This is a genomic window from Streptomyces sp. NBC_01716 (genome assembly GCF_036248275.1).
Classification (GTDB): Bacteria; Actinomycetota; Actinomycetes; order Streptomycetales; family Streptomycetaceae; genus Streptomyces.
Genome location: NZ_CP109181.1, coordinates 4,312,486 through 4,338,059 on the forward strand (window position 1 = coordinate 4,312,486; position 25,574 = coordinate 4,338,059).

General features: G+C 69.5%; 20 protein-coding genes and 2 tRNA genes. 8 read left to right on the forward strand and 14 right to left on the reverse strand.

Annotation, left to right across the window (positions count from 1 at the left end; all coding sequences use genetic code 11):
* Nucleotides 1-215: 215 nt before the first annotated feature.
* Nucleotides 216-641 (reverse strand): DUF6344 domain-containing protein, encoded by a 426-nt coding sequence (locus tag OIE74_RS18755; RefSeq protein WP_329384948.1) that lies wholly within the window; start codon nucleotides 639-641, stop codon nucleotides 216-218.
* Nucleotides 642-806: 165 nt separating this feature from the next.
* Nucleotides 807-1,709, reverse strand: coding sequence for an NAD(P)-dependent oxidoreductase (locus OIE74_RS18760; RefSeq protein ID WP_329384950.1), 903 nt, complete (start codon nucleotides 1,707-1,709; stop codon nucleotides 807-809).
* Between the two features lie 93 nt (nucleotides 1,710-1,802).
* On the opposite strand from OIE74_RS18760, the gene OIE74_RS18765 reads away from it, so the two are divergent.
* From OIE74_RS18765 to OIE74_RS18790, 6 genes are all read left to right on the forward strand, one after another.
* The gene (locus tag OIE74_RS18765) at nucleotides 1,803-2,426 is read left to right on the forward strand and encodes a TetR/AcrR family transcriptional regulator (protein WP_329384952.1); all 624 of its coding nucleotides are present in this window, start codon (nucleotides 1,803-1,805) and stop codon (nucleotides 2,424-2,426) included.
* A gap of 217 nt (nucleotides 2,427-2,643) precedes the next feature.
* Nucleotides 2,644-3,696: an IopA gene (locus OIE74_RS18770; RefSeq protein ID WP_329384954.1), complete on the forward strand. Its 1,053-nt coding sequence runs from the start codon at nucleotides 2,644-2,646 to the stop codon at nucleotides 3,694-3,696.
* 130 nt (nucleotides 3,697-3,826) lie between these two features.
* Nucleotides 3,827-6,208 carry an iron-containing redox enzyme family protein gene (locus OIE74_RS18775; RefSeq protein ID WP_329384956.1) on the forward strand — a complete coding sequence of 794 codons (2,382 nt, stop codon included), beginning with the start codon at nucleotides 3,827-3,829 and terminating at the stop codon, nucleotides 6,206-6,208.
* 3 nt (nucleotides 6,209-6,211) lie between these two features.
* The gene (locus OIE74_RS18780) at nucleotides 6,212-8,065 is read left to right on the forward strand and encodes a carbamoyltransferase family protein (RefSeq protein WP_329384958.1); all 1,854 of its coding nucleotides are present in this window, start codon (nucleotides 6,212-6,214) and stop codon (nucleotides 8,063-8,065) included.
* Nucleotides 8,066-8,109: 44 nt separating this feature from the next.
* Complete coding sequence (locus OIE74_RS18785) at nucleotides 8,110-8,286, forward strand: hypothetical protein (protein ID WP_329384960.1); 177 nt, start codon at nucleotides 8,110-8,112, stop codon at nucleotides 8,284-8,286.
* 356 nt (nucleotides 8,287-8,642) lie between these two features.
* The gene (locus OIE74_RS18790) at nucleotides 8,643-9,428 is read left to right on the forward strand and encodes an AfsR/SARP family transcriptional regulator (protein WP_329384962.1); all 786 of its coding nucleotides are present in this window, start codon (nucleotides 8,643-8,645) and stop codon (nucleotides 9,426-9,428) included.
* 55 nt (nucleotides 9,429-9,483) lie between these two features.
* Here the strand turns inward: OIE74_RS18790 and OIE74_RS18795 are convergent.
* A tRNA-Ala gene (locus OIE74_RS18795) sits at nucleotides 9,484-9,556 on the reverse strand.
* A 179-nt stretch (nucleotides 9,557-9,735) separates the two neighbouring features.
* Here OIE74_RS18795 and OIE74_RS18800 point away from each other — a divergent pair.
* Both OIE74_RS18800 and OIE74_RS18805 read left to right on the forward strand, forming a co-directional pair.
* Complete coding sequence (locus OIE74_RS18800) at nucleotides 9,736-10,284, forward strand: helix-turn-helix domain-containing protein (RefSeq protein WP_189106179.1); 549 nt, start codon at nucleotides 9,736-9,738, stop codon at nucleotides 10,282-10,284.
* Nucleotides 10,285-10,363: 79 nt separating this feature from the next.
* Nucleotides 10,364-11,956 carry a serine/threonine-protein kinase gene (locus OIE74_RS18805; protein ID WP_329384967.1) on the forward strand — a complete coding sequence of 531 codons (1,593 nt, stop codon included), beginning with the start codon at nucleotides 10,364-10,366 and terminating at the stop codon, nucleotides 11,954-11,956.
* Between the two features lie 27 nt (nucleotides 11,957-11,983).
* On the opposite strand, the gene OIE74_RS18810 is transcribed toward OIE74_RS18805, so the two are convergent.
* From OIE74_RS18810 to dnaN, 11 genes are all read right to left on the reverse strand, one after another.
* Entirely contained in the window at nucleotides 11,984-13,297 is a 1,314-nt protein-coding gene (locus tag OIE74_RS18810; RefSeq protein WP_329384969.1) for a hypothetical protein, read from the reverse strand.
* Between the two features lie 303 nt (nucleotides 13,298-13,600).
* Nucleotides 13,601-13,735: a DLW-39 family protein gene (locus tag OIE74_RS18815; RefSeq protein ID WP_003958712.1), complete on the reverse strand. Its 135-nt coding sequence runs from the start codon at nucleotides 13,733-13,735 to the stop codon at nucleotides 13,601-13,603.
* Nucleotides 13,736-14,021: 286 nt separating this feature from the next.
* Complete coding sequence (locus OIE74_RS18820) at nucleotides 14,022-14,258, reverse strand: hypothetical protein (protein ID WP_329384970.1); 237 nt, start codon at nucleotides 14,256-14,258, stop codon at nucleotides 14,022-14,024.
* A gap of 305 nt (nucleotides 14,259-14,563) precedes the next feature.
* A tRNA-Ile gene (locus OIE74_RS18825) sits at nucleotides 14,564-14,637 on the reverse strand.
* A 103-nt stretch (nucleotides 14,638-14,740) separates the two neighbouring features.
* On the reverse strand, nucleotides 14,741-15,424 hold the full coding sequence (locus tag OIE74_RS18830) for a DUF3566 domain-containing protein (RefSeq protein WP_329384972.1): 684 nt from the start codon (nucleotides 15,422-15,424) through the stop codon (nucleotides 14,741-14,743).
* 89 nt (nucleotides 15,425-15,513) lie between these two features.
* The gene (gene gyrA / locus OIE74_RS18835) at nucleotides 15,514-18,141 is read right to left on the reverse strand and encodes a DNA gyrase subunit A (RefSeq protein WP_329384974.1); all 2,628 of its coding nucleotides are present in this window, start codon (nucleotides 18,139-18,141) and stop codon (nucleotides 15,514-15,516) included.
* Nucleotides 18,142-18,194: 53 nt separating this feature from the next.
* Entirely contained in the window at nucleotides 18,195-20,273 is a 2,079-nt protein-coding gene (gene gyrB / locus OIE74_RS18840) for a DNA topoisomerase (ATP-hydrolyzing) subunit B (protein WP_329384976.1), read from the reverse strand.
* A gap of 658 nt (nucleotides 20,274-20,931) precedes the next feature.
* Nucleotides 20,932-21,489, reverse strand: a complete 558-nt coding sequence (locus OIE74_RS18845) for a DUF721 domain-containing protein (protein WP_329384978.1) — start codon at nucleotides 21,487-21,489, stop codon at nucleotides 20,932-20,934.
* Nucleotides 21,486-22,655: a DNA replication/repair protein RecF gene (gene recF, locus OIE74_RS18850; protein WP_329384980.1), complete on the reverse strand. Its 1,170-nt coding sequence runs from the start codon at nucleotides 22,653-22,655 to the stop codon at nucleotides 21,486-21,488. The genes OIE74_RS18845 and recF overlap by 4 nt, the downstream gene beginning before the upstream one ends.
* A 52-nt stretch (nucleotides 22,656-22,707) precedes the next feature.
* A complete protein-coding gene (gene gnd / locus OIE74_RS18855) occupies nucleotides 22,708-23,643 on the reverse strand; it encodes a phosphogluconate dehydrogenase (NAD(+)-dependent, decarboxylating) (RefSeq protein ID WP_329384982.1) in 936 nt (311 codons plus the stop codon).
* Nucleotides 23,644-23,798: 155 nt separating this feature from the next.
* On the reverse strand, nucleotides 23,799-24,929 hold the full coding sequence (dnaN, locus tag OIE74_RS18860) for a DNA polymerase III subunit beta (protein ID WP_189106438.1): 1,131 nt from the start codon (nucleotides 24,927-24,929) through the stop codon (nucleotides 23,799-23,801).
* Nucleotides 24,930-25,574: the final 645 nt, after the last annotated feature.

Genomic DNA, 25,574 nt, shown 5'->3' on the forward strand with positions numbered 1-25,574 from the left:
GCGCGTGGTGTGAGCACCGCGTGTGGCACCGGTCTCGTGTGTGTCACAGGTGACACGGATACCGCTGATGACGCTGCTGATGCGGGCGGCGCGGATGGCGCTGCTGACGGTCATGACGCAGGTGCTGCGGGTGGCTCTGGTGAAGCGGGTCACGCGGGTCACGCGGGCGCCGAGTGCGCCGCGGATGCCAGGAGTCCTGAGGGAATCCCGGTTCCTCACGCCGCCGCCGAAAGCGCCGCGTCGGCGGCCGACTTGTTGTCACGCGCGACATCGGCGTCCGTACGGGTGTCGACGGGCATCCGGCGGACCGAAGGTGACGAACCGTGCGCTTCCGCGCGGATACGCTGCTCGATGGTCGGCGGCCGGGACGTGTCCGCCGGCCGCGCGCTCTGCGGCAGTGCCCGTTGCACCGCGGGTGCCGTCACACCTCCGACCCGCGCGACGCCTTCGCCCCGCGTCACGCCACCGCCCCGCTCCTCGGCGGCGACCGGCGGCTGACCACCCTTCGCGGGCTGCTCGGCGGGCTGCTGTACGGCGGCGTCCGCCGCCGCAGCGGGGGCGGTCAGCCCCAGGGTGGTGAGTACCGCGAAGAACGCGGTCAGGAAGGCTGTCCACAGATTCTTGACCTTGAAGGCGGCCATGGCCCCTCGCTTTCAGGTTGCGCTCGGGTTGAGCGATCTACATACCTTCCTCATGATGTGTACGCATCTTGGGAATCGAGGGACCAACGCCGCCACTGCGCAGTTCTTCTGATGAACACCACCCGTACGGTGCAACGGGCGCCGTCAATCGTTTCTCATGCCCGGTCAGGCGGCCTTCGGGCGCCCCCTCATCACCTTGAACAGGCTGGTGAAGCTGTCGTCCGCGTGGCCCTCCGCGACGCCTCGCCTGAACAGTTCCAGGACCGCCGCGGGCAGGGCGGTGTCGACCCCGGCCGCCTCGGTGGTGTGCACGACGTGCTCGATGCTGGCCACCCCCATGGCGAGTCTGTCGACATCGCCGGGAAACTCGCCGATGTCGATCCGGGGCGTGTAGAACTCGAAGAACCGGGACATCCCGCGCGTGCTCTCCGACGCGTACGGCAGGATCTCGGCGGCCGGGATGCCGTTGGCGTCGGCGATAGCCAGGGCGTGCACCCAGCCGAGCATCGAGGTCCAGAACAGGTCCATCCCGATCTGGTAGTACAGCGCGGCCAGCCCCTGGTCCTCGCCCCGGTAGTCGGTGGTGGTCAGCACCTCCAGGGTCGGCGCCAGTTCCTCGAAGAGGTCGCGCGGGCCGCTGTAGTATGTGAAGACCTCCCGCGTGCCGATACCGGAGGGCGGCGTGTTCACCCCGCCGGTCAGCTGCCGTGCGCCATGCCCCTCGAACCAGAGCGCGGCGGCCCGTGCCCGCTCGGGGGTGTCCGAGGTCAGATTCACGACCACCCGTCCCGGCAGGCTCGCCGCGGCCGGTTCGAGGATCGCGTACATCGCGTCGTAGTCGGTCAGGCTGAGCACGACCGGCCCGCCGGCTGCGAGGGCCTGACCGACCGAGGGGGCCAGGGTCGCGCCCCTGGCCACCAACTCCTCGGCCTTGCCCGCGCCGCGGTTCCAGAGGGTCACCTCGTACCCCTTGTCGAGGTACGCGCCCGCCATCGCCCGCCCCATGGGTCCGAGCCCGATCACCGTCACCGCGGGCGCACCCGTGCCCGTACTCGCATGCGTAGTCATCACGTGCCCCACTCCCACTAGAACGAACGCTCTATCCAGTGGAGAACGTAGCACGCCGCTAGAGCGAGCGTTCTATTCAGTAGACTTGCCGCTGTGAGGACGGCGGAGCAGGACCCCACGAAGGAAAGCGAACGCCCGGTCGGCACGCGCGAGAGGATCGTCCGGGCGGCCTCGCTGCTGATGCAGCGCCAGGGCTACGACGGCACGGGGATCAAACAGATCTCGACCGAGGCCGGGGCCACACTCGGGTCGGTCTACCACTTCTTCCCCGGGGGCAAGCAGCAGCTGGCCGTCGCCGCGATTGGGCACGGCGAGCGCGAGTTCGCCGACGAGCTACGCCTCACCCTCGACGGCGCGGCCGACCCGGCCCAGGCGGTGATCGACTGCGCCTACCGCCTGGCGGAGGGGCTGCGCGAGTCCGACTGGGTCGAGGGCTGCCCGGTCACCTCCACCGCCCTCGGCACGGCGGGGCGCGCCCCCGACATCCAGGAGGCCGCGGCTGCCGCGTTCGCGAACTGGCGCGACCTGGTGTATGCGCGACTTCGCCGCGCCGAAATCGCGGAGGACGACGCCCGCGATCTGGCCCATACCGTGATCAGCACCCTCGAAGGCGCCGAACTGGCCTCCCAGGTCTCCAGAAGTGATCGCCCCCTGCTGACAGCCGGCCGTCACCTCGCCCAACTGATCAACCTCTACGGCCCGACGACGGATTCCTGAGGGCACGTCGGACCATCCGGGTGAGCGACGTCCTCAAGCCGCCCTCAAGCCGCCCTCAAGCGGCGGTCGAGCCGGAGTCGAGCCATGATCCAGCGGGCGTCCAGCGGCGCCTGAGCCGGAGTCGAGGTGCGGAAGGGAGAGTCGGGACCGAGGGCACGGCAGCCCCGGGGGCCGTGATTCCGCACGGGCGCCCGCCACCGGCTCAAGGGGGACTCCCGTGGAACAGCAGGCGAAGCTGACTCCGCAGATGAAGCATTACGAGGATTTCGCGGGCGCGGACATCCGCTGGATGCCGTACGTCATGTTCTACAACCGGACCGACTACCGGTCTCCCGCGATCAACACCGACTCCGCCGGCTTCCGGATAACGGAGACCGACAAGGGCCCTGTATCGCTCGGCGAACCCCTCCCCGAAGGGGAGGTGAGCCTGATCCTCGGCGCCTCCACCGCCTTCGGATTCGGTGCGACCGCCGACGCCCACACCATCCCCTCACTGCTCTCGCAGGGCGAGGGCACGGTGCCATGGCTCAATCTCGCGGCCCCGGCGTTCAACTCCACCCAGGAACTGATCGTCTTCCTGATGCACCGGCACAGCCTGCCCCGGGTCCGGGACATCGTCGTCTTCTCCGGGCTCAACAATCTGGTGGTCTCCGGGCTCCCCGGCGCGGACGAGGGGTACGGGCAGTTCTTCTTCTCCGGGCCGTTCTTCCGTCAGCTGGGCATCATGACCGACCAGTTCGAGAAGCCCGGCCAACAGCCCGGGAAGCTCGCGCGGGCCGCCCGGCGTATCGGGCTCGGCGGCGGGGCGGACAAGGCGAAGGACACCGACAAGCCGGTGCTGGCCGACCCGGACGCGCGGATCGAGGTCGCGCTCCGCAACGCGCTCCGCGATCTCGACACCCTCCAGTACCTGGCCGTGCCGACCGGGGCGCGCGTGCGGTACGTGCTCCAGCCCACCGCGTCCTGGTGCGGAAAGTCCCTCACCGCCGAGGAGAAGCTCCTCATCGAGGAGAACTACACGGAACGCGGCGGGGTGTGGGATCTCTTCCGGCAGATCCTCGAACCCTCGGTGCACGCCGTCTACTCGCAGGCGCTGGCGGACGCGTGCAAGACGCGCGGAATCGACTTTCTCGACCTCAACGCCGCCTTCAAGGTGGCGCCGAGCAGGGACTCCTGGCTGTTCACCGACCAGCCGCACCTCAACGACGACGGAAACCGCGTGGCGGTGGACATCATGAACGCCGAACTGGGTCTCAACGGGCCGGCGTGACAGAGACCACGGGAATGAGGTGATCAGCCGTGCTCAAGAAACTCCTGGCGCTCTTCCGGCGACGCAAGAAGAAGCCTCGCAAGGACAACACCATCTACCCGATGTTCTGAGCGGAAGGAACGCGAACGCCATGTACCGCGCCCTGTATCTGCGAGCGCTGGCCCCCGAGGGCCCGCTGCCACTGTCCGCCCGGGACGTGGAACTCGTACGGGCCGCTCTGTCGGCACCTGATACGAACGGCGCGGCGGGCGACGCGGCCGGCGCGGGCGAGCAGACGGGCGCGAGCGGGCATGGGGACGACGCCGCTCTTCCGGATCTGATGGAGACGGTCCGGCGGTGGAGCGGCGAGGAGGCGGACCGGTTCGCCTTGGTGCTCGAAGGGCCGGAGGCCGTACGCGGCGTGCTGCGCGACTGCGCGCCGCTGGCCCTCTCCGCCGGTGCCTGGCTCCAGTGGATCCCCAGTCCGGGCAACTCCGAGACCGAACCGGTCCTCAGGGTGCTCACCCTCTACGCCTCCGATGTCGGCGCCGGGCTGCCGCTCTCGGATCGCGGCAGCGCGTACCGTGCCCTGCTCCGTCGGCACCGGATCGCCGAGGAGCAGCCGGGGGTACGGCTGGCGAGCAGTGAGTACGTCGAGACCGCCGGCTTCCGGCTGATCGCGCTGCTGCTCGCGATGAGCAGGCTGCCCGGCGAGTTCCTGCCGGAGATCCTCGGGGCGGACCTCTGTCTGCGGGCGGTGGGGACGCCGCCCGCGGTCGCGGCCGTGCTCGGGTCGGGCGGTGCCGAGGGCGACGACCTGGAGAGCCTGGACATGGGCGGGGCCCGGCCGGGCGCCGCGCCCACCGCACGGGAGTTGTCGCTGGCCGCCGCCCGCGCGTACATCGAGGAACGGTCCGCCCTGGCGGGCCCGGCGGGCGGCCAGGAGGCGGAGCGCCGGCTGCGGCTCGGCTTCCACTGGGCCGCGCGCGAAGTGCGCTCCTGGAGCGCCCGGCTGCTCGACGAGACGTCGCTGGCCCGCCACCCGGACCACGGCGTCTGGCGGCTGATCTGCCGCCGGGCCCGTCAGGCGGCCGTCTACCACTCCGACTACGAACTCGACGGCCGTCCGCTCTCCGACTGGTTCGCCGACGTGGACGCCGGGCCCGGGCCTTTCCTCACCGCGCTGGCCCGGAGCAGGCTCGTACGCCCGGGGAAACCGGACTCAAGTCCTCTGCTGGGTGGGCTCGTAGCGCCCGACGGGCCGATGTTCCGGATCTTCACGGAGGAAGACATCGCGGTGCTCCGCCGGTGGATCGCGCATCTGCCGCCGGAAGGCGCGGAGCCGCATCCGGAGGACGGTCTTCCGCCCGCCCACCACGAGGCACTGCGCGAGGCGCAGCGCGCCTGGCATGCCCAGGACGCGGACCTTGACACCGGCCTCGACCCCGCACGGGACGCCGGTGAGGATGCCGGTCGCGCGGATCCGGAAGCCGGGTCCACCACTTCTCCGGTGCGTCCCGGACGCCGCCGTACCTCCGCCGCACGCTCCCGCCCCACGGCCCGCGGCGCTTACCGAAGCCTCCTCAGCCGTGCCGATTCCCCGGCCCTGCGCGAATTCGCGTACTCCTACGCGACCCGCTGGTTGGCCCGTTCCCGTTACGCACCGCACCGCGCGCCCGAGCGACTGCCCGTGCACTGGGACGCGGAGCACGGACTGCGTCAATGGCTCACCCGCGCGCACGACCGGCACGCCGAGACCTTCCAAGAAGGCGACGTCGAGCTGCCCTCACGCGAAGAGCTGATCGACTCCACCCTCCAGCTCGCCCCGCTGATCATGATCGACGGAGGCTGGCTCCAGGGCTTCACCGACTATCAGCACGCCTCGTCCCGCTCCGGCCATCTGCTCTTCCGGACGTACTGGGACGAACTAGGCAACGGCGAGTCCGACCTCAACCATCCACGCATCTACCGCGCGCTGCTGAGCGAGATGGGCATCGATCTGCCCGCCACCGCGTCGCCGGAGTTCAGCGCCTGGCCGGACTTCCGTGACGAGGCGTTCTCGATGCCGGTCTACTGGCTGAGCATCTCGCGCTTCCCCGAGACCTTCATGCCGGAGATCCTCGGGCTCAACCTCGCCATGGAACTGTCCGGTGTCGGTGGCAGCTACCGCAGTGCGCGGGTGGGGCTGAAGCACCACGGTTTCAGCACCCAATTCGTGGATCTGCACAACACCATCGACAACGTCGCCACCGGGCACTCCGCCTGGGCCGCGGACGCGATCGACAGCTATCTGGCCGATCTGCCCGGAGTCCTCGGGCCCGGCAGGACCCACGACATCTGGGAGCGGATCAAGGTGGGCCACCGCTCGCTCAATCCGCCGAGCGGCCGGGCGGCGGAGCTGTACGCCGCGTTCCACACCCGGCGCGCGAATCGCGCCCGGCGCCCGAACCACCCGGCGCATCGGGCCCCCGAGGCACACCAGGACCGCCCGCACCGGCCGGCACACCCGGACCGCCTCGATCTGAGGAGCTGACCCATGGCCATGCGTACCCCGGCCACCACCGTTCTCGGCCTCTCCGCCTACTACCACGACAGCGCCGCCGCCCTGGTCGGCAAGAACGGCATCATCGCGGCTGCGCAGGAGGAGCGGTTCAGCAGGCGCCGGCACGATCCGTCCTTCCCCGAACTGGCCGTCCGCTACTGCCTCGACGAAGGCGGCGCGAAGCTCGGCGACCTCGACCGGATCGCCTACTACGAGCAGCCCACACGTAAATTCCGCCGGGTGCTCGCGACATATCTGGGGACCGCGCCCCGTACCTGGAGCTCCTTCCGCGAGGTCGCGCCCGCCTGGCTGGGGTGGAAGCTGCGTACGGCCTCCGAGGTCCGCGACCGGCTGGCGGAGCTGGGGCTCGGCCCCGTACCCGACATCGAATGCTTTGAGCACCACGAGTCGCACGCGGCGTCCGCCTTCCTGCCGAGTCCCTACGAATCGGCGGCCGTGCTCTGTGTGGACGGCGTGGGTGAGTGGACCACCACCTCCATCTGGCACGGCACCGGTGACCGCGTCGCGCCGGTGGCCGAGCTGTCCTTCCCGCACTCCCTGGGGCTGCTCTACTCCTCCTTCACCTACTTCTGCGGCTTCAAGGTCGACTCCGGCGAGTACAAGCTGATGGGCCTCGCGCCATACGGCAAGCCCGTCTACGCGCCACTGATCCGTGAGCACCTGATCGACCTGAAGGACGACGGCTCGTTCCGGCTCGACACCCGGTTCTTCGAGTTCCTGCACGGCCAGGTGATGACCGGGCGCCGCTTCGAGCAGCTCTTCGGGGGGCCGCGCCGGGAGCCCGAAGGACCGCTCACGGAGCGGGAGTTCGACCTCGCCGCGTCGGTGCAGCAGGTCACCGAGGAAGTGATGCTCAAGCTGGCCCGTACGGCACAGCGGCTCACCGGCGAGAGCCACCTGTGCATGGCCGGGGGTGTGGCGCTGAACTGCGTGGCCAACGGGAAGATCGTGGAGAGCGGCCTCTTCGAGGAGGTCTGGGTGCAGCCGGCCGCGGGGGACGCGGGCGGCGCGCTCGGCGCCGCGCTGCTGGCCAGGCGGGACGGACCCGGCACGGAGCGTACGCATACGCGCGAGTCCCGTGACGCCATGCGTGGTTCGCGCCTCGGGCCGGGTTTCGACAGCGACGAGATCAAGGCCTTCCTGGACGCCCGCTCGCTCCCCTACACCCGCCTCCGTACGGAGGAGCTCTCGCGCAGGGTCGCGGGGGAGCTGGCTGAGGGGAAGGTGGTGGGGTGGTTCCAGGGGCGGATGGAGTTCGGGCCGCGGGCCCTCGGCTCCCGTTCGATCCTCGGGGACGCGCGGAATCCGACGATGCAGTCGGTCATGAACCAGAAGATCAAGTTCCGGGAGTCCTTCCGGCCCTTCGCCCCGATCGTGATGGCCGAGCACACCGAGGAGTACTTCGACCTGCGACAGCCGAGCCCGTACATGCTCGTCGTGGCGGCGGTCGCCGAGCGGCAGCGGATCGAGGCCGATGTCGCGGCCGACGCGACAGGGCTCGACCGCCTTCGGGCGCGCCGGTCGACGGTCCCGGCGGTGACGCATGTGGACCACTCCGCGCGCGTCCAGACGGTCACGGCCGACCACGACCCGCGACTGCACCGGTTACTGGGCGACTTCAACGAACTGACCGGCTGCCCGGTCCTGGTCAACACGTCCTTCAACGTGCGCGGCGAGCCGATCGTGGCGACCCCCGAGGACGCCTACCGGTGCTTCATGCGTACGGACATCGACACGCTGGCGCTCGGTGACTTCCTGCTGGAGAAGACCGCCCAGCCCGCCTGGTCGGAGAAGGACGACTGGCGCGACCTGATACCGCTGGACTGAGGGACTGAGACCGAGGGACTGAGGACAACGAGAGGACATTGCCCATGAGCGGGATACGGCACCTCGCCGCCTCCGTGCTGCTCGCCGCCGTCTATCTGCTGGTGATCACTCCGATCGGGCTCGTGGCACGGGTGGTACGTGATCCTCTACGGCGTCGGCCCGACCGCGGAGCGCCCACCTACTGGAACCATCGCGACCGAATCGCGCCACGGGGCGAATGATTCGGGCCCACGCACCCCACGGGTTTCAGAAATTGGCTGATAGTCGGCTGCGACGGATCATGGGGTCGCATTACCGTGACCCACATCGCTGGGTTGACCAGTGAGCCAAGGGGGATTACGGGGATTGGTCAGCGAAATGCGGCGCACCCACGGCCGACCACCGTGGTGGAGTTACGGAAAGTAATTCCGGAATGCCGCATTCTCGTCTGATGGGCTTGTCCGGCCGCAGGCATGGGCCGGGCGCGGCATGGGCTGCTCCGCACCGGACGACCGGTGCCGACGACCCGCGCCGCCGGGGCACCTCTTGGTTCATGCGTGCGGCCAAGATGTTGCCTATTCACATACGGAGGTGCCGTATGGATATCGAAGTGCTGGGTCCTCTGAGTGTCCGGATCCATGACAGGTCGATCGTGCCGAGGGCAGGCAAACCAAGACAGTTGCTCGCCCTTCTCGCCCTGCGCGCGGGTCGCATGGTTCCGGTTTCCACACTCATGGACGAGATATGGGGCGACCGCATTCCACGGAGCGCCCCGACCACCTTGCAGACGTATGTACTGCAACTTCGACGACTCATCGGCGACGCCTTGCCCGCGGACTCGCCGCTCTCCCCCAAAGACATTCTGACAACCCATTTCGGCAGCTATCAACTGAACGCGCCCGCGGTCACCTGCGACGTGAACACCTTCACGGACATGAGCGCCACGGCCGGCGAGGCGCTGGCGCGGGGCGACGACGCCGCGGCGTCCTGGATGCTGGGCGAGGCTCTCGCCCTGTGGCGCGGGGCGGCCCTGGCCGACGTCCCGGCCGGCCGCGTGCTGGAGACGGAGGTGCTCGGCCTGAACGAGCAGCAGACGCGTGCGCGAGAACTCCGTATCGAAATCGATCTGCGGCTCGGCCGGCACAACGAGATCCTGAGCGAACTGCTGATGCTGACCGCGCAGCGCCCGCTCGACGAGAATCTCTGCGGCCACCTGATGACAGCCCTGCACCGGGCGGGCCACACCTGGCGGGCGCTTGAGGCCTTCCAGCGTCTGCGGACTACTCTGGTCGACGAACTCGGCGTCGAGCCGTCCGCACGCGTACAACGCCTCCACCAGCATGTACTCGGCGGGAGACCGATCCCGCAGGGCCGCGCGGCCTGATACGGAAGAAGGCCCTCCGACCACGTTTCCGCAGTCGGAGGGCCCTCAAGAGGTGTGGAGCCTAGGGGAGTCGAACCCCTGACATCTGCCATGCAAAGACAGCGCTCTACCAACTGAGCTAAGGCCCCGGGAGGGGTGAACGGCGGCTCCGTACGACATTCCGGTGACCGCCTGGAACAGAGTACCGGGTGTCCCCCGTGATCTCGCAAAAGGATTGGGACTCCCGGTGCGCGACCCCGCTCCGTAGGATGCCCCAGAGGTTCGCAGCAGCGAAGCTGCCGCCTGGGGAAGCGATGGGGAGACGCGAATGGACGCCGCACAGCAGGAATCGACAGCAAGAGCCCGGGAACTTCAGCGCAGCTGGTACGGAGAACCGCTGGGAGCCCTCTTCCGCCGGCTGATCGACGACCTGGGGCTGAATCAGGCCAGGCTCGCCGCGGTGCTCGGTCTGTCGGCCCCGATGCTCTCCCAGCTGATGAGCGGCCAGCGCGCCAAGATCGGAAATCCCGCCGTGGTCCAGCGCGTTCAGGCGCTCCAGGATCTGGCGGGCCAGGTCGCCGACGGCAGCGTCAGCGCCGCCGAGGCCACCGCCCGGATGGAAGAGGTCAAGAAGTCGCAGGGCGGCTCCGTTCTCACCGCCACCAGCCAGACGACCAACAGCACCGGCGCACCGACCGTGCGGCGGGTCGTCCGCGAGATCCAGTCACTGCTGCGGTCGGTCGCCGCCGCCGGTGACATCATCGACGCGGCGGACTCCCTCGCACCGAGCCACCCCGAGCTGGCAGAGTTCCTCCGGGTATACGGAGCCGGGCGCACCGCCGAGGCGGTCGCGCACTACGAGGCGCACCAGAACTAGGCCGGAGCCGGGCACGGGTGGGACCGCGGCCGAGGGCGACGGTCCGCCGGACACGACGACTGGGAGCGAGCGCGGCGCAATGGGTGAGGTCTTCGCTGGTCGGTACGAGCTGGTCGACCCGATCGGACGTGGCGGTGTGGGCGCCGTCTGGCGTGCCTGGGACCACCGGCGCCGCCGGTACGTCGCGGCCAAGGTGCTGCAGCAGAGCGACGCGCACACGCTGCTGCGTTTCGTACGCGAGCAGGCCGTGCGGATCGATCACCCGCATGTACTCGCACCGGCCAGCTGGGCCGCCGACGACGACAAGGTCCTGTTCACCATGGACCTCGTCGGCGGCGGATCGCTGGCCCATGTCATCGGCGACTACGGGCCGCTGCCCCCGAGGTTCGTCTGCGTCCTGCTCGACCAGCTGCTCGCCGGTCTCGCGGCGGTGCACGCCGAAGGAGTCGTACACCGCGACATCAAGCCCGCCAACATCCTGCTGGAGGCCACCGGGACCGGCCGGCCGCATCTGAGGCTGTCCGACTTCGGCATCTCCATGCGCAAGGGCGAGCCGCGTCTGACGGAGACCAACTACGTGGTGGGCACGCCCGGTTACTTCGCGCCGGAGCAGATGACGGGCGCGGAGCCGGACTTCCCCGCCGACCTCTTCGCCGTCGGCCTGGTCGCGCTCTACCTGCTGGAGGGGCAGAAGCCCGACGCCACGGCCCTGGTGGACTATTTCACCGCGCACGGCACCCCGGGAGCGCCCCAGGGCATTCCCGAGCCGCTGTGGCAGGTCCTCGCCGGGCTGCTCCAGCCGGACCCGAACGCCCGATTCCGTACTGCCACGGGGGCACGCAAGGCCCTCACGGCGGCCGTCGAGATGCTGCCGGAGCCGACGGACGACGACGAACCCGTCGAGGTCTTCGACCAACTCGGGCCGCTGCCACACCCGTTCGGCCCCGACGGGCCCGTCGCTGCGGCCGATCCGAACCGGCCATCGGCGGCCCCTCAGCCGCCCTCGTACGGAAACCAGCACACGGGTGGAGTCACCGGGGGAGTGACCGGCGGGCTCACGGGCGGGGCCGCCGCAGGAATGACGGGCGGGGCGACCGGCGGGACGGCTGGCGGGACGACCGCCGGGCAGCAGCCACAGAGCGGGCAGAACGCCCCCTGGACGCCCGACGCCCCCTCCGCGCACCAGCAGCCCGCCACCGGAACCTCCATGTCGGAGACGGGCAGTTTCCATCTCCCCCCGCCGCCCCCGGCCGAGCGGCAACAGTCACCGCAGCACCAGCCTCAGCAATATCAACCCCACCAACCGCCCCCCGGGCCACACCCGTTGCAGCCGACCCCGCCCACCGCCTCGTACTCCGCGCCCACCCATCCGCTCGCTTCCTCTCCCCCCGCGGCGCCCGACCTGTCGCAGGCGCCCACCACCGCCGTGCCGCACGACGACTTGCAGCACACCCGTAGATACACCGCTCAGCAGCCCGGGGTTCCCACCCAGTACCCGCCGGCCCCGTACGCCTCCGGCGCCCCGGCGTCCGGCGCGCACACCCCGGCACACGCGGCCCCGGCACACGCCACGCGGAAGCGGCCGGGACCGCCGCCCAAGGTGACGATCCCGGTTCTGCTGCTCGCGCTGGTCTGTTTCGCCGTGGGGTTCTGGGCCCTCTCGCAGATCTGACGGCCCACCCCGCCCGCGCCCGGTCCGCTACCGCCCCGTGCGCCGCCGCCGCGCGAGCAGCATCCACCCGCCGAGCCCCAGCACCAGCACCGTCCCCGTACCGATCCCGCCCGCGGCGACCAGCCTCATCGTGCCCGTGTCCTCGGCGGCTCCCGCGGTCCTCCCGCCGTCCGCCCCCGCGAGGCCGTCGTCCGGCACACTGAACTCGCCGGCCGGACCGTCGTACGCCGGCCCGTCCTTCGCCGTACCGTCGACCGTCACCCGCAACGTCAGATCGTGCGGCGCCTGCCCGAACTTCTCGCCCACCTCCGGGTTGAGGCTCACCCGCACGTAATACCAGCCGGCGAAGCGCATCGCCTTCTCGTCGCCCGCGGCACTGAAGCGGTTCGCGTAGTCCACCGGCGGCGCCGGATCCGTCGCCAGCGACTTCTGCTCGCCCTTGTACGTCAGCGATTCGGTGCCGTCGACGAGCCCTCTCGCCGGGTTGTAGACGGCGAGGGCCAGCGCGCCGGTGACGAAGCCGTCCCCCTGCGAACTGCCCAGCTCCGCGCTGGTGAACAGTTGCTGCCCCCAGTCGACCGGCACGCGGTAGTAGAGCGACTCCCCGGGATCGATCTTCGTCGTCCACTCACCCTGCCCCACGCTCGCGGCGTCGGTGAATCCCGCGCCGCCCTCCCGCGCCTCCGACCCGCCCGACGGCGGCCCGGGGGAGTCGCTCGGCCAGTCCTCGGGCGCCTCGGTGGGGCCGGCGGCCGTGAGCCCCGGCTCGGACAGAAAACGCAGTTCCAGGTCCCACGCGTCCTGCGTGGACGTGGCTTTCGACTCCCGCTCCACGATCACGTAGTACGTACCGGCCTCGCGGCAGGAGCCGTACTTCTTCCCGGCGAGAGTCCGGGTCGCGTACGCGGTCAGCGGGTGCGGGTAGTCGCTGGCCGACAGGACGCGGGCCTGTCCGGATTCGCAGTCCCTGCCGTCGCTGTCCTGCACCGTGACCTGGAGCTTGTCGCCGTAGTCCACGCTCGACCCCAGCTCCGGCACGGCGGTGGCGGACACGTACGCGTTCTCCGTGTCGTCCAGATCCAGCCGGTAGAAGAGCTTCTTGCCCGGCTCGATCGAATCGCGGTACGTGGAGCCCGCTTCGAGCTGCTCCGCGGCGCTGGTGCCCGCCGCGCCCTGGACGCGCCCGGCCTGCGGATCGAAGGCGTACGGACTCGGCCCCTCCGCCGCGCGGGCCGTACCAGCCAGTCCGGGCAGGCCTGGCAGCCCCGGCTGCGCCGCCACCGCGCACATCGCCGCCGCCGCGACCAGCGCGACCCGGCCCCTGTTGCGCAGCCTCTTCACGAGCTTCCCCTTGTCGTCCCGGCGACTGAGCCGCCCGCCACCAACAGCCCGCACCCGCCGCCCCCACGGGGTCAGGGTGCCGGTCCATCCTGCCCCGCCGATCCCGCGCCTGTCTGCGCGGGCCGCCGATCCGTACCCGTCCCCACACGCCCACCGGACCAGAACTTCACAAAAGCAACCAAAATCCTTCGCCAAGGCCCGGCGAGACGAACCAAGGCGAACGAAGTGGACCGACCACGCCCCCACAAAGCGCGAAGCCCCGGTCGCCTCAGCGACCGGGGCCCGCGTACCGACTACTGGGTCTCACACACCCGAACCTGCGGGCACGGAGTCGGTCGCCTCCGTCCACAGATCCTGCTCGGCGCGATCCGCCTGGATCTGGCGGTACACGAGGAGCCCGCCGATGGCGGCCAGTGCGACCAGGAGAAGCTTCTTCACCGCGCGACCTCGTCTTTCCTTGTCTTGGGGGGCCTTCTGGCGCCCGACTATACACACCGACCGATACCGATCGGTGACCTACATGCGCCCCCCAACTCGGGGGCCACACCCTCCAGTCAACACCCGCGCAAGGGAAAGCGATCCGCCCGGACAGAAGACTCTCTGTCCGGGCGGATCGACGCTTGCGGGTCCCGCACGATGCCGCGGGAGGGGCGAGCCGTCACCGTCCTGGCCAGGGACGGTTCGGCGCCTGCGCTGTCTCGCTGACCGAGCGGGAGGGCCGGCTTTACTCGCCGCTGAGGATCTCGCCGACCTTGTCCGACAGACCGGTCGCGATCTCGTCGGCCACACCGGAGCCGACGATCGCGGCGATGATCAGCGCGACGAGGACGATGACGCCGACGTACTCGACCGCGCCCTGGCCCTTGTCGCTGCGGCGCTTCATGGCGGCGACGGCGGTGTTCGCCCAGGTGCCGACGTAGAGCTTGGCGTTGGTGGCGGCCTTCAGCGTGACGTTCGACATGAGATTTCCCCTTGTGTGTCGGCCGGCCGACTCCGGCCGACTCGTGCGAGTCCGTGGTGTCCCCCGCGTTCCCGGCTTCCTCCCGGCCGGTCCCGCTGGCGACATGAGAAACATACGGCGGCACCAGGCACCCCGGCATGGGCCCCAAGACCCAACCCCAGGCCCAACAAACGTATTGGGCCCTCACTCCGTACGTCAGGGGATATCCACAAGTCACGGAGCAATAACGGGATATCAAGCCGGCACAACAAAAACCCGGCAGCTCCTGAGAGCTACCGGGCCTCTGACCTGCGGTCCAACTGCTGTGGGGCTAACAGGATTTGAACCTGTGGCCTCATCCTTATCAGGGATGCGCTCTAACCAACTGAGCTATAGCCCCGCGCTGCCCCTGAAGATTAGCGCACTCCAGGGCCAGTCCCAAAATCGATACCGGGGCCCGCTCTCCCCCGGCCGCCCCCCGTCCGGCCTGCTGAGAGGGGCTCCTACTCGTCCTCCGCCAGCGTCAGCTCGACGCCGCCCACGAAGCCCGCCGACAGGTTGTAGATGAAGGAGCCGAGCGTCGCCAGAGCCGTCGCCAGCACCACGTCGATCACCGCGATCACCGACGTGAAGATGAGCACGCGCGGCAGCGAGAGGAACGACTGGAGGTCGAAGCCGTTGCTCTCGTTCGAGCCAGTCGCCTCGCTGATCGTCCCGCCCACCGTCGAGAAGACGCCCATCGCGTCCATGACCATCCACAGCACCGCGGCCGCGATGACCGTGCACACACCGAGGGCGATGGAGAGCAGGAAGCTGACCTTCATCACCGACCACGGGTCGGCCTTCGCCACCCGCAGCCGTGCCTTGCGTGTGCGCGGTGTCGTACGCGCCCCCGTGCGCGGCAGGCGTACGCCCGTCGTCGAGGGCTGCCGGCCGCCGCCGGCCTGATATGTCTGTGCCGGCTGCCCCGGACTCACGCCCTGCCCCTGTCCTTGGCCCAGCTGTACGTGCGGCTGCGCCTGAGCCTGCGCCGGCTGTGGCGCCGGCCGCTGCTGTCCGCCCTGTGTCCCCCCGCCCGACGGCGTCGGATACGCCTGCGGCGGGTGGTACGGCTGCGCCGCCTGCTGCTGCGGCTGCTCGGATCCGTACGTCTCGTAGGGGGGCTGCTGCCCCCGGGTGTCGGTCACCGTAACCCCCTGGGAGTCCGTGGCAGGGCCACGGGCACCGTTCGCTCCGGAAGCGGCCGAGCCGGCGCCCGTGGCTCCACTCACGCTGTCTACTCCTCGTGCTCCGCGACCGAGGGCTGGGTGCCCTCAGCGTCCTCGGCAAGCGCGGCTCCTTCGGTCACCGGACCCTCGTCGCCATCCTCGCCGACGACCCCTTCGACCTCTTCAGCCTCACGACCGGCCTCGGCGTTACGAGCGATGCCCACCACGGCATCGCGCTTGCCCAGGTTGATCAGTTGAACGCCCATGGTGTCACGGCCCGTCTCCCTGACTTCGTTGACTCGCGTACGAATCACGCCGCCGCCCAGGGTGATGGCGAGGATCTCGTCCGTCTCCTCCACCACCAGCGCACCGACCAGCGACCCGCGGTCCTCCACGATCTTCGCGGCCTTGATACCGAGGCCGCCACGCCCTTGGACGCGATACTCGGCGACGTTGGTCCGCTTCGCATAACCGCCGTCGGTAGCAGTGAACACGAACGTACCGGGCCTGACGACATTCATCGACAGCAGTTCGTCCCCTTCGCGGAAGCTCATCCCCTTCACACCCGATGTCGCCCGCCCCATCGGCCGCAGAGAATCGTCCGTCGCGGTGAAACGGATCGACTGCGCCTTCCGGCTGATGAGCAGCAGATCGTCCTCCGCCGACACCAGCTCCGCACCGATCAGCTCGTCGTCCGCGCCCGAGTCCGTCTCACGGAGATTGATCGCGATCACGCCACCGGAACGGGGCGAGTCGTAATCCTTCAGAGACGTCTTCTTGACCAGACCGGCCTTCGTCGCCAGCACCAGATACGGCGCCGCCTCGTAGTCCCGTACGGCGAGGATCTGCGCGATCTTCTCGTCCGGCTGGAACGCCAGCAGGTTCGCCACATGCTGGCCGCGCGCGTCACGTCCGGCGTCCGGGAGCTCGTACGCCTTCGCCCGGTACACCCGGCCCTTGTTCGTGAAGAACAGCAGCCAGTGGTGCGTCGTCGACACGAAGAAGTGGTCGACGATGTCGTCCGACTTCAGCTTTGTACCGCGCACGCCCTTGCCGCCGCGCTTCTGCGAGCGGTAGTCGTCGGTCTTCGTACGCTTCACATAGCCGCCACGCGAGATGGTGACGACGATGTCCTCCTCGGCGATCAGGTCCTCGATGGACATGTCACCGTCGAACGGCACCAGCTTGGAACGCCGGTCGTCACCGAACTTGTCGACGATCACCGCCAGTTCCTCGCTGACGATCTGCCGCTGCCGCTCGGGGGAGGCGAGGATCGCGTTGTACTCGTTGATCTTCGCCTGGAGCTCGTCGTGCTCGGCGACGATCTTCTGCCGCTCCAGCGCCGCCAGCCGGCGCAGCTGCATCTCCAGGATCGCGTTCGCCTGGATCTCGTCGATCGACAGCAGGCTCATCAGGCCGCCGCGCGCCGTCTCGACGGTGTCGCTGCGCCGGATCAGCGCGATGACCTCGTCGATCGCGTCCAGCGCCTTGAGCAGACCACGCAGGATGTGCGCGCGTTCTTCGGCCTTGCGCAGCCGGAAGCGCGTACGCCGGACGATGACCTCGATCTGGTGCGTCACCCAGTGCCTGATGAACGCGTCGATCGACAGCGTGCGCGGCACACCGTCCACCAGGGCCAGCATGTTGGCGCCGAAGTTCGTCTGGAGGTCGGTGTGCTTGTAGAGGTTGTTCAGCACGACCTTGGCGACCGCGTCGCGCTTGAGCACGACCACCAGCCGCTGCCCCGTACGCGAGGACGTCTCGTCCCGCACGTCGGCGATGCCGCCGACCTTGCCGTCCTTCACCAGGTCGGCGATCTTCTGCGCGAGATTGTCGGGGTTGGTCTGGTACGGCAGCTCCGTGACGACCAGGCACTGCCTGTTCTGGATCTCCTCGACCGCGACGACCGCGCGCATCGTGATCGAGCCACGGCCCGTGCGGTACGCCTCCTCGATGCCACGCCGGCCCACCACCAGCGCGCCGGAGGGGAAGTCCGGGCCCTTGATGCGCTCGATCAGCGCGTCCAGCAGCTCCTCGTGCGAGGCCTCCGGGTGCTCCAGCGCCCACTGCGCACCCGCGGCGACCTCCCGCAGGTTGTGCGGCGGGATGTTGGTGGCCATACCGACGGCGATACCGGCCGAGCCGTTGATCAGCAGGTTCGGGAAGCGCGCCGGCAGGACCGTCGGCTCCTGGTTACGGCCGTCGTAGTTGTCCGTGAAGTCGACGGTCTCCTCGTCGATGTCCCGGAGCATCTCCATCGACAGCGGCATCAGCTTGCACTCGGTGTACCGCATGGCGGCGGCCGGGTCGTTGCCGGGCGAGCCGAAGTTGCCGTTGGAGTCCACCAGCGGCATCCGCATCGACCACGGCTGCGCGAGGCGGACCAGCGCGTCGTAGATCGAGGAGTCGCCGTGCGGGTGGTACGTGCCCATCACGTCACCGACGACGCGGGCGCACTTGTAGAAGCCCTTCTCCGGCCGGTAGCCGCCGTCGTACATCGCGTACAGCACCCGGCGGTGGACGGGCTTCAGACCGTCCCGTACGTCGGGCAGCGCACGCGACACGATGACGGACATCGCGTAGTCGAGGTACGAGCGCTGCATCTCCGTCTCGAGCCCCACGGGCTCGACACGCATGCCCACGCCTTCCACGGCGGGCACCTCTTCGGGCATCACAGGAGTGTTGTCGTCGGCCATTGCTGGTCAAAGTTCCTTTCGGCCAATTCGATGGCGGTCAGCGGGGGACCGACTCAGATGTCGAGGAAGCGGACGTCCTTGGCGTTGCGCTGGATGAACGAGCGCCGGGCCTCGACGTCCTCACCCATCAGCACCGAGAACAGGTCGTCGGCCTGCGCCGCGTCGTCGAGCGTGACCTGGCCGAGCACGCGGTGGTCGACGTCCATCGTCGTGATGCGCAGCTCCTCGGCGTTCATCTCACCGAGGCCCTTGAAGCGCTGGATCGAGTCTTCCCTGATCCGCTTGCCGTTCTGCTTCCCCAGCTCGACCAGGGCGTCGCGCTCCCGGTCCGAGTACGCGTACTCGAAGTCATCCCGGCCCCACTTGATCTTGTAGAGCGGGGGCCGCGAGAGATACACGTGCCCCGCCTCGACCAGCGGGCGCATGAAGCGGAAGAGGAACGTCAGCAGCAGCGTGTTGATGTGCTGACCGTCGACATCGGCGTCCGCCATCAGAATGATCTTGTGATAGCGGAGCTTCTCGATGTCGAAGTCCTCGTGCACACCGGTGCCGAACGCCGAGATCAGCGCCTGCACCTCGGTGTTCTGGAGGATCTTGTCGATCCGCGCCTTCTCGACGTTCAGGATCTTTCCGCGGATCGGAAGAATGGCCTGATACTGCGGGTTGCGGCCGGACTTCGCGCTGCCGCCGGCCGAGTCGCCCTCGACGATGAAGATCTCGCACTTGGACGGGTCGTTCGACTGGCAGTCGCTCAGCTTGCCCGGCAGCGACGCCGACTCAAGCAGACCCTTGCGACGCGTCAGATCCCGCGCCTTACGAGCCGCGACCCGGGCCGTGGCGGCCTGGATCGACTTACGGATGATGTCGGCCGCCTCGTTGGGATTGCGGTCGAACCAGTCCGTCAGATGCTCGTGCACGATCTTCTGTACGAAGGTCTTCGCCTCCGTGTTGCCCAGCTTGGTCTTCGTCTGGCCCTCGAACTGCGGCTCGCCCAGCTTGACCGAGATGATCGCCGTCAGACCCTCGCGAATGTCCTCGCCCGCCAGGTTGTCGTCCTTCTCGCGCAGGAACTTCTTCTCGCGCGCGTAGCGGTTGACCAGGCCGGTCATCGCCGCGCGGAAGCCCTCCTCGTGCGTACCGCCCTCATGCGTGTGGATCGTGTTCGCGAAGGAGTACACACCCTCGCTGTACTGCGAGTTCCACTGCATCGCGATCTCCACCGAGAGCATCCGCTCCTTGTCCTCGGCGTCGATGTCGATGACCGTGGGGTGGATCAGCTCGCCCTTGCGGGAGTTGAGGTACTTCACGAAGTCGACGATGCCGCCCTCGTAGAAGTACGTCACGCTGCGCACCGGCTCCTCGCCGGGCTTCTCGGCCGAGTCCGCGCCCGCGATGTCGGCGCCCACGACGGCCTTCGCCGACTCGCGCTCGTCGGTCAGCTTCAAGGTCAGGCCCTTGTTGAGGAAGGCCATCTCCTGGAAGCGCCGCGACAGCGTCTCGAAGGAGTACTCCGTGGTCTCGAAGACGTCCGGGTCGGCCCAGAAGGTGACCGTCGTGCCCGTCTCGTCCGTCGCCTCGTTGCGCGAGAGCGGCGCCGTCGGCACCCCGAGCTTGTAGTCCTGCGTCCAGCGGTGGCCGTCGGTCTTGACCTCGACGGCGACCTTCGTCGACAGCGCGTTCACCACGGAGACACCCACGCCGTGCAGACCGCCGGAGACGGAGTAGCCGCCGCCGCCGAACTTGCCGCCCGCGTGCAGCACCGTCAGCACGACCTCGACGGCCGGCTTGCCCTCGGACGGGACGATGCCCACGGGGATGCCACGGCCGTTGTCGACCACGCGTACGCCGCCGTCGGCGAGGATCGTGACGTCGATGGTGTCCGCGTGCCCGGCCAGAGCCTCGTCGACGGAGTTGTCGACGACCTCGGTCACCAGGTGATGAAGCCCACGTTCACCGGTCGAACCGATGTACATACCGGGACGCTTACGGACCGCGTCCAGGCCCTCCAGCACCGTGATCGCACTGGCGTTGTACGAGGCCGTCACCTCGCCGTTCTCACCAGTCACCACGGACGGAGTCTTCTCGTTGGGGTTGCCGGAATCGGCCACGAAGCGCCCTTTCTGGCACAGCACAGGCCGTTCTCCGGGCAGGCGGGAGCGGCTGCGTCGTTCGGCTTGCGACAGTGTTTGTCAGTCTTGGTAAGCGACTCCCGCCGACGAGGCGGGATTCTCGACCAGTCTACCGGTAGCCGCGACCCGAATGGGGGTTTGCCGGTACCTGAGTCCGCATGTGCCGCCCTGAACCGGCGGCTGCCGACTCCCCATATTCGGGCAGGGGCTCCAAGAGGCTCACGCGGGCTTTGAGCGCTTCGGGCTGTCAACCCCCGGCTACCGTGAGGGACAGCTCACACCGCGCAGCCGTAAGAGGAGGTCACAGCGGTCTCCGGGGTGCCCCGGAGAGACGGGGTGGCACACGTGTGAAGTGGCGCCCGCCGAGGGGCTGTTGGGGCTCTCGCGGCGCTCCTGACGACCCGTCGAAGCGGCTCTTCGCGGTGGTGCGGTCAACCGTGAGGCGCCCCCGTCAGCCGTACGTGGAGCGGCCGGGAGGGCTCGTGGGGAGGTTTCGGGAGGTCACGGCGGGGGCGCGGGCGGGGCGCTGTCCGGACGTACGGAGCGTGGCCGTTCGGTCACCGTACGCTCCTCGTTCGCCGACGTACGCCTCCGGGAAGCAGTACGCGAGGGCGTACGCGCGGCCCGCCGCCGGCGCCCGGCCGGGACCGGACCGCCGCGCTCAGCCGTACGTGTCCCCCGGGCCCTTGCTGCCGGGCGCCCGCAGCCCGCCGAAGCGCCGCGGCGGACCGCCCGGCCCGCGCACCTTGATCACCTTCACCGTGCCGTGCCCCAGGTCCTCGTTCAGCCGGGCCACCAGCCGCGGGGCCAGCAGCCGCAGTTGTGTCGCCCACGCCGTCGAGTCGCAGACCACCGTCAGGATCCGCTCGTCCTCCTCGTACCGCTCGGGCACACAGTGCTTGGCCAGGTCGTCGCCCACGATCTGCGGCCAGCGGCCCATCACACCGCCCACGGCGGCGGGCTTCTCCCAGCCGCGCTCGGTGATCAGCCGGTTGATCGCGGCTCCCAGCGACAGCGGATCGCGGCCGTCGGCCCCCGAGCCCGACCGCAGGCCGCCGCCCCGTCTGGCCTGCTTCTTCTGCTGGGCGGCGGCGCCACGCGCCCGCGCCTGCTCCTTCGCCGCCCGCAGCGCGACCCGCGCCAGGTCGACACCCGACGCCTCGACGGGCGCCGGCTCCGACGCCCCCTGCGACCCCTCGTGTCCCTCCGGGCCGCTCATGTCCGCTCCACCGTGCCGTCGGCCACCGTGTACCGCACCCCGGCCAGGATGTCCGGCACGTCGTCGTCCACCGCCGCCGTGACCAGCACCTGCTCGCCCGGCGCCACCAGCTCCGCCAGCCGCTCACGGCGCCGCGCGTCCAGTTCCGCGAAGACGTCGTCGAGGACCAGCACCGGCTCGTTGCCCTCGGCACGCAGCAGGTCGTACGAGGCCAGCCGAAGCGCCAGCGCGTACGACCAGGACTCGCCGTGGCTCGCGTACCCCTTGGCCGGCAACTGGCCCAGCTTCAGCAGCAGTTCGTCCCGGTGCGGACCCACCAGCGTGACCCCCCGTTCGATCTCCTGCTTGCGTGTCCCCGCCAGCGCGGCCATGAGCTGCGCGTACAGCTCCTCGCGTGACCGCGGCACCTCGGCGCCCGGCCCCTCGGAAGCCGCGCCCGCGTCCGCGCCCACCGAGCCTGCGGAGGAGGAGCGGTACTCCAGCGCCACCGGCCCGCCACCGGGCGCCAGTTGCTCGTACGCCTTGTCCGTCAGCGGCTGCAGCGTCTCGATCAGCTCCAGCCGCCGCACCAGCAACTCCGCGCCCACCTGGGCCAGATGCTGGTCCCACACGTCCAGCGTGGACAGATCCATCCCGCGCCCGCCGTGCCGCCGCGCCATCGCCGCCGACTTCAGCAGGGTGTTGCGCTGCTTGAGCACCCGGTCGTAGTCCGAGCGCACACCCGCCATGCGAGGGGAGCGCGCCGTAATCAGTTCGTCGAGGAAGCGCCGGCGCTCACCGGGATCGCCCTTCACCAGCGCCAGATCCTCCGGCGCGAACAGCACCGTCCGTACGATCCCCAGCACGTCGCGCGGCCTGACCTGCGACGACCTGTTGATCCTCGCTCTGTTCGCGCGCCCCGGGTTGAGTTCGAGCTCGACCAGCTGCGAGCGCTCCCCCTGGGTGACGGCCGCCCGGATCACCGCGCGCTCGGCGCCCATCCGCACCAGCGGGGTGTCCGAGGAGACCCGGTGGCTGCCGAGCGAGGCGAGATAGCCGACCGCCTCGACCAGATTGGTCTTCCCCTGCCCGTTGGCCCCCACGAAAGCGGTGACGCCCGGATCGAGGGGCACCTCGATCCGGGCGTACGAACGGAAGTCGGCCAGCGAGAGATGCGTGACGTGCATGGGCGTGACCCGACCTCCCCGGTCCTGCGCGCCGCCCAGCGAGGGCGGAGGACTACTTCTCGTTCTTGGGACCGGCCGGCTTGGGCTTGCCGGGCTTGCCCGGCGTGCTCTCGTCCGCCTGCTCGACCGCGTGGCCACCGAACTGGTTGCGCAGCGCGGCGACCATCTTCATCTGCGGCGAGTCGTCCTGCCGCGACGCGAACCGGGCGAACAGCGACGCGGTGATCGCGGGCAGCGGCACCGCGTTGTCGATGGCCGCCTCGACCGTCCACCGGCCCTCGCCGGAGTCGTCGGCGTACCCCCGCAGGGCGTCCAGGTGCTCGTCGCCGTCCAGCGCGTTGACCGCCAGGTCCAGCAGCCAGGACCGGATGACCGTGCCGTCCTGCCAGGAGCGGAAGACCTCGCGTACGTCGGTGACCGAGTCGACCTTCTCCAGCAGCTCCCAGCCCTCGGCGTAGGCCTGCATCATGGCGTACTCGATGCCGTTGTGGACCATCTTCGCGAAGTGGCCGGCGCCGACCTTGCCCGCGTGGACCGCGCCCTTGTCGCCCGAGGGCTTGAGGGCGTCGAAGATCGGCTGGACCTTCGCGACGCTCGCCGTCTCACCGCCGTACATCAGCGCGTAGCCGTTCTGGAGGCCCCAGACGCCGCCGGAGACACCGCAGTCGACGAAGCCGACACCCTTGATGCCGAGCTCCACCGCGTGCTTCTCGTCGTCCGTCCAGCGGGAGTTGCCACCGTCCACGACCACGTCGCCGGGGGACAGCAGCTCCGCCAGCTCGTCAATCGTCGACTGCGTCGCCGCACCCGAGGGGACCATCACCCAGATGACCCGGGGGCCCTTGAGCCTGCTCACCAGCTCTTCGAGGCTGTGGACGTCCGCGACGTCCGCGTTCCGGTCGTATCCGATGACGGTGTGGCCTGCGCGGCGGATGCGCTCGCGCATGTTGCCGCCCATCTTGCCGAGGCCGACGAGACCGAGCTCCATCAGTGGTTCCTTAAGCGTTGAGCCGACATTCGTTCAGGCGCGGGACGGCGGCGACGGTGGCGCGCGGCCCGGGGCCCGAGCCTACGCCGGGCCTGGTGGGACGGCCCGGCGGGCCGACCGCGGGAGTGACACCCGGCGGCCCGGCGAAGGCGTGGTCAGCCCGACAGCCGCACCGGCATGATCAGGTACTTGTACGCGTCGTCGGCCTCGGCATCCAGAGCCGGCTTCCCACTGAGGAGCGCCGGCTTGGTGGACGTCGTGAAGGAGAGCTGCGCGACGGGCGAGTCGATGGCGCTGAGGCCGTCGAGCAGGAACGTCGGGTTGAACGCGATCGAGATGTCGTCGCCGTCGAGCTTGGCGTCGACCCTCTCCACAGCCTGTGCGTCGTCGCTGGAACCCGCTTCGAGGATGAGCACACCCTGCTCGAAGCTGAGCCGCACCGGGGTGTTGCGCTCGGCGACCAGCGCCACGCGCTTGACGGCCTCGACGAACGGCGCGGTCTCGATCACCGCGATCGAGTTGAACTCGGTCGGGAACAGCGTGCGGTACTTCGGGAGGTCGCCTTCGAGCAGCCGCGTGGTCGTCCGCCGGCCCGCGCCCTCGAAGCCGATCAGCCCCTCGCCGGCGCCTGAGCCCGAGAGCGCCAGTGTGACCGTGTCGCCGCTGGTGAGGGCCTTGGCGGTGTCCAGCAGCGTCTTGGCGGGCACCAGGGCGACCGCGGAGATGTCGGAGACCTCCGGCTTCCACAGGAAGTCGCGGACGGCGAAGCGGTAGCGGTCCGTCGAGGCGAGGGTGACCGTGTCGCCCTCGATCTCGATCCGTACGCCGGTGAGCACCGGGAGCGTGTCGTCGCGGCCCGCCGCGATGGCCACCTGGGCGGCGGCGGAGGCGAAGACCTCACCGGGGACGGTGCCGGTGGCGGTCGGCATCTGCGGCAGTGCCGGGTACTCGTCCACCGGCAGGGTGTGCAGGGTGAACCGCGAGGAACCGCAGACCACCGTCGCCCGTACACCGTCTGTGGAAATCTCCACCGGCCGGTTGGGGAGCGCGCGGCAGATGTCGGCGAGCAGCCGGCCGGAGACGAGGACCGTGCCGTCCTCCTCGACCTCGGCGTCCACCGAGACCCGGGCCGAGACCTCGTAGTCGAAGCTGGAGAAGCTCAGCGCGCCTTCCTCGGCCTTCAGCAGAAGGCCCGCAAGAACGGGCGCCGGCGGACGGGCCGGGAGGCTACGGGCCACCCAGGCCACCGCCTCCGCCAGTACATCGCGCTCCACCCGGATCTTCACCGGAACCGCCTCCTGCTGTTGCTGACTCGTCCTGCCGGCCTTCTTCGTCATCGGCATGGGCTCACTCCGCCGTGGGCAGGGTGAGGTTGCCGGGGAACAGTCTGACGTACGGCACCGACACTCGGTGCTGCTCGGGGTCAAGTCGAGACAACCGGGCGGAGGCGGTCCGGCGCCGAGTTGTGCACAGCACCCACTTCGAATCGGATTCCCAGGTAACTCTAGGTGTTAGTAGTAGTAGGGCCTGTGGATTCCGTGGATAACGTCGTTTTCGCAGGTCAGACCTACTTTTTTGTCCACCGGTCCTGTGGGCGCCACCGGTGGACAACCCCGTCGTTCTGTGGACGGCCGAAAGTTCTGCACAACCGGTGCACAGGGCACCCCGACTTCTCCCCAGGGTCGTCCCCAGCTTTTCCGACGTTCCCCACAGGCCCCGAGGCAACCTCGGTGTGACGCCTTTCACTCGGCTCGGTGAACAGTCGTGTTCCGTTGCCGAACAGTGGACAGCGATGTGGAGAAGCGGCCCCAAGCTGTGGGCAACGGCCCGTTGCCTGTGGGCCGCCGGTGGACAACGGGACTCGGTGCCTGTGGGCGAAAAAACTGTCCACAGGCTGTGGAGAAGAGTTGGCCACAAATCCCCAGGGGTCT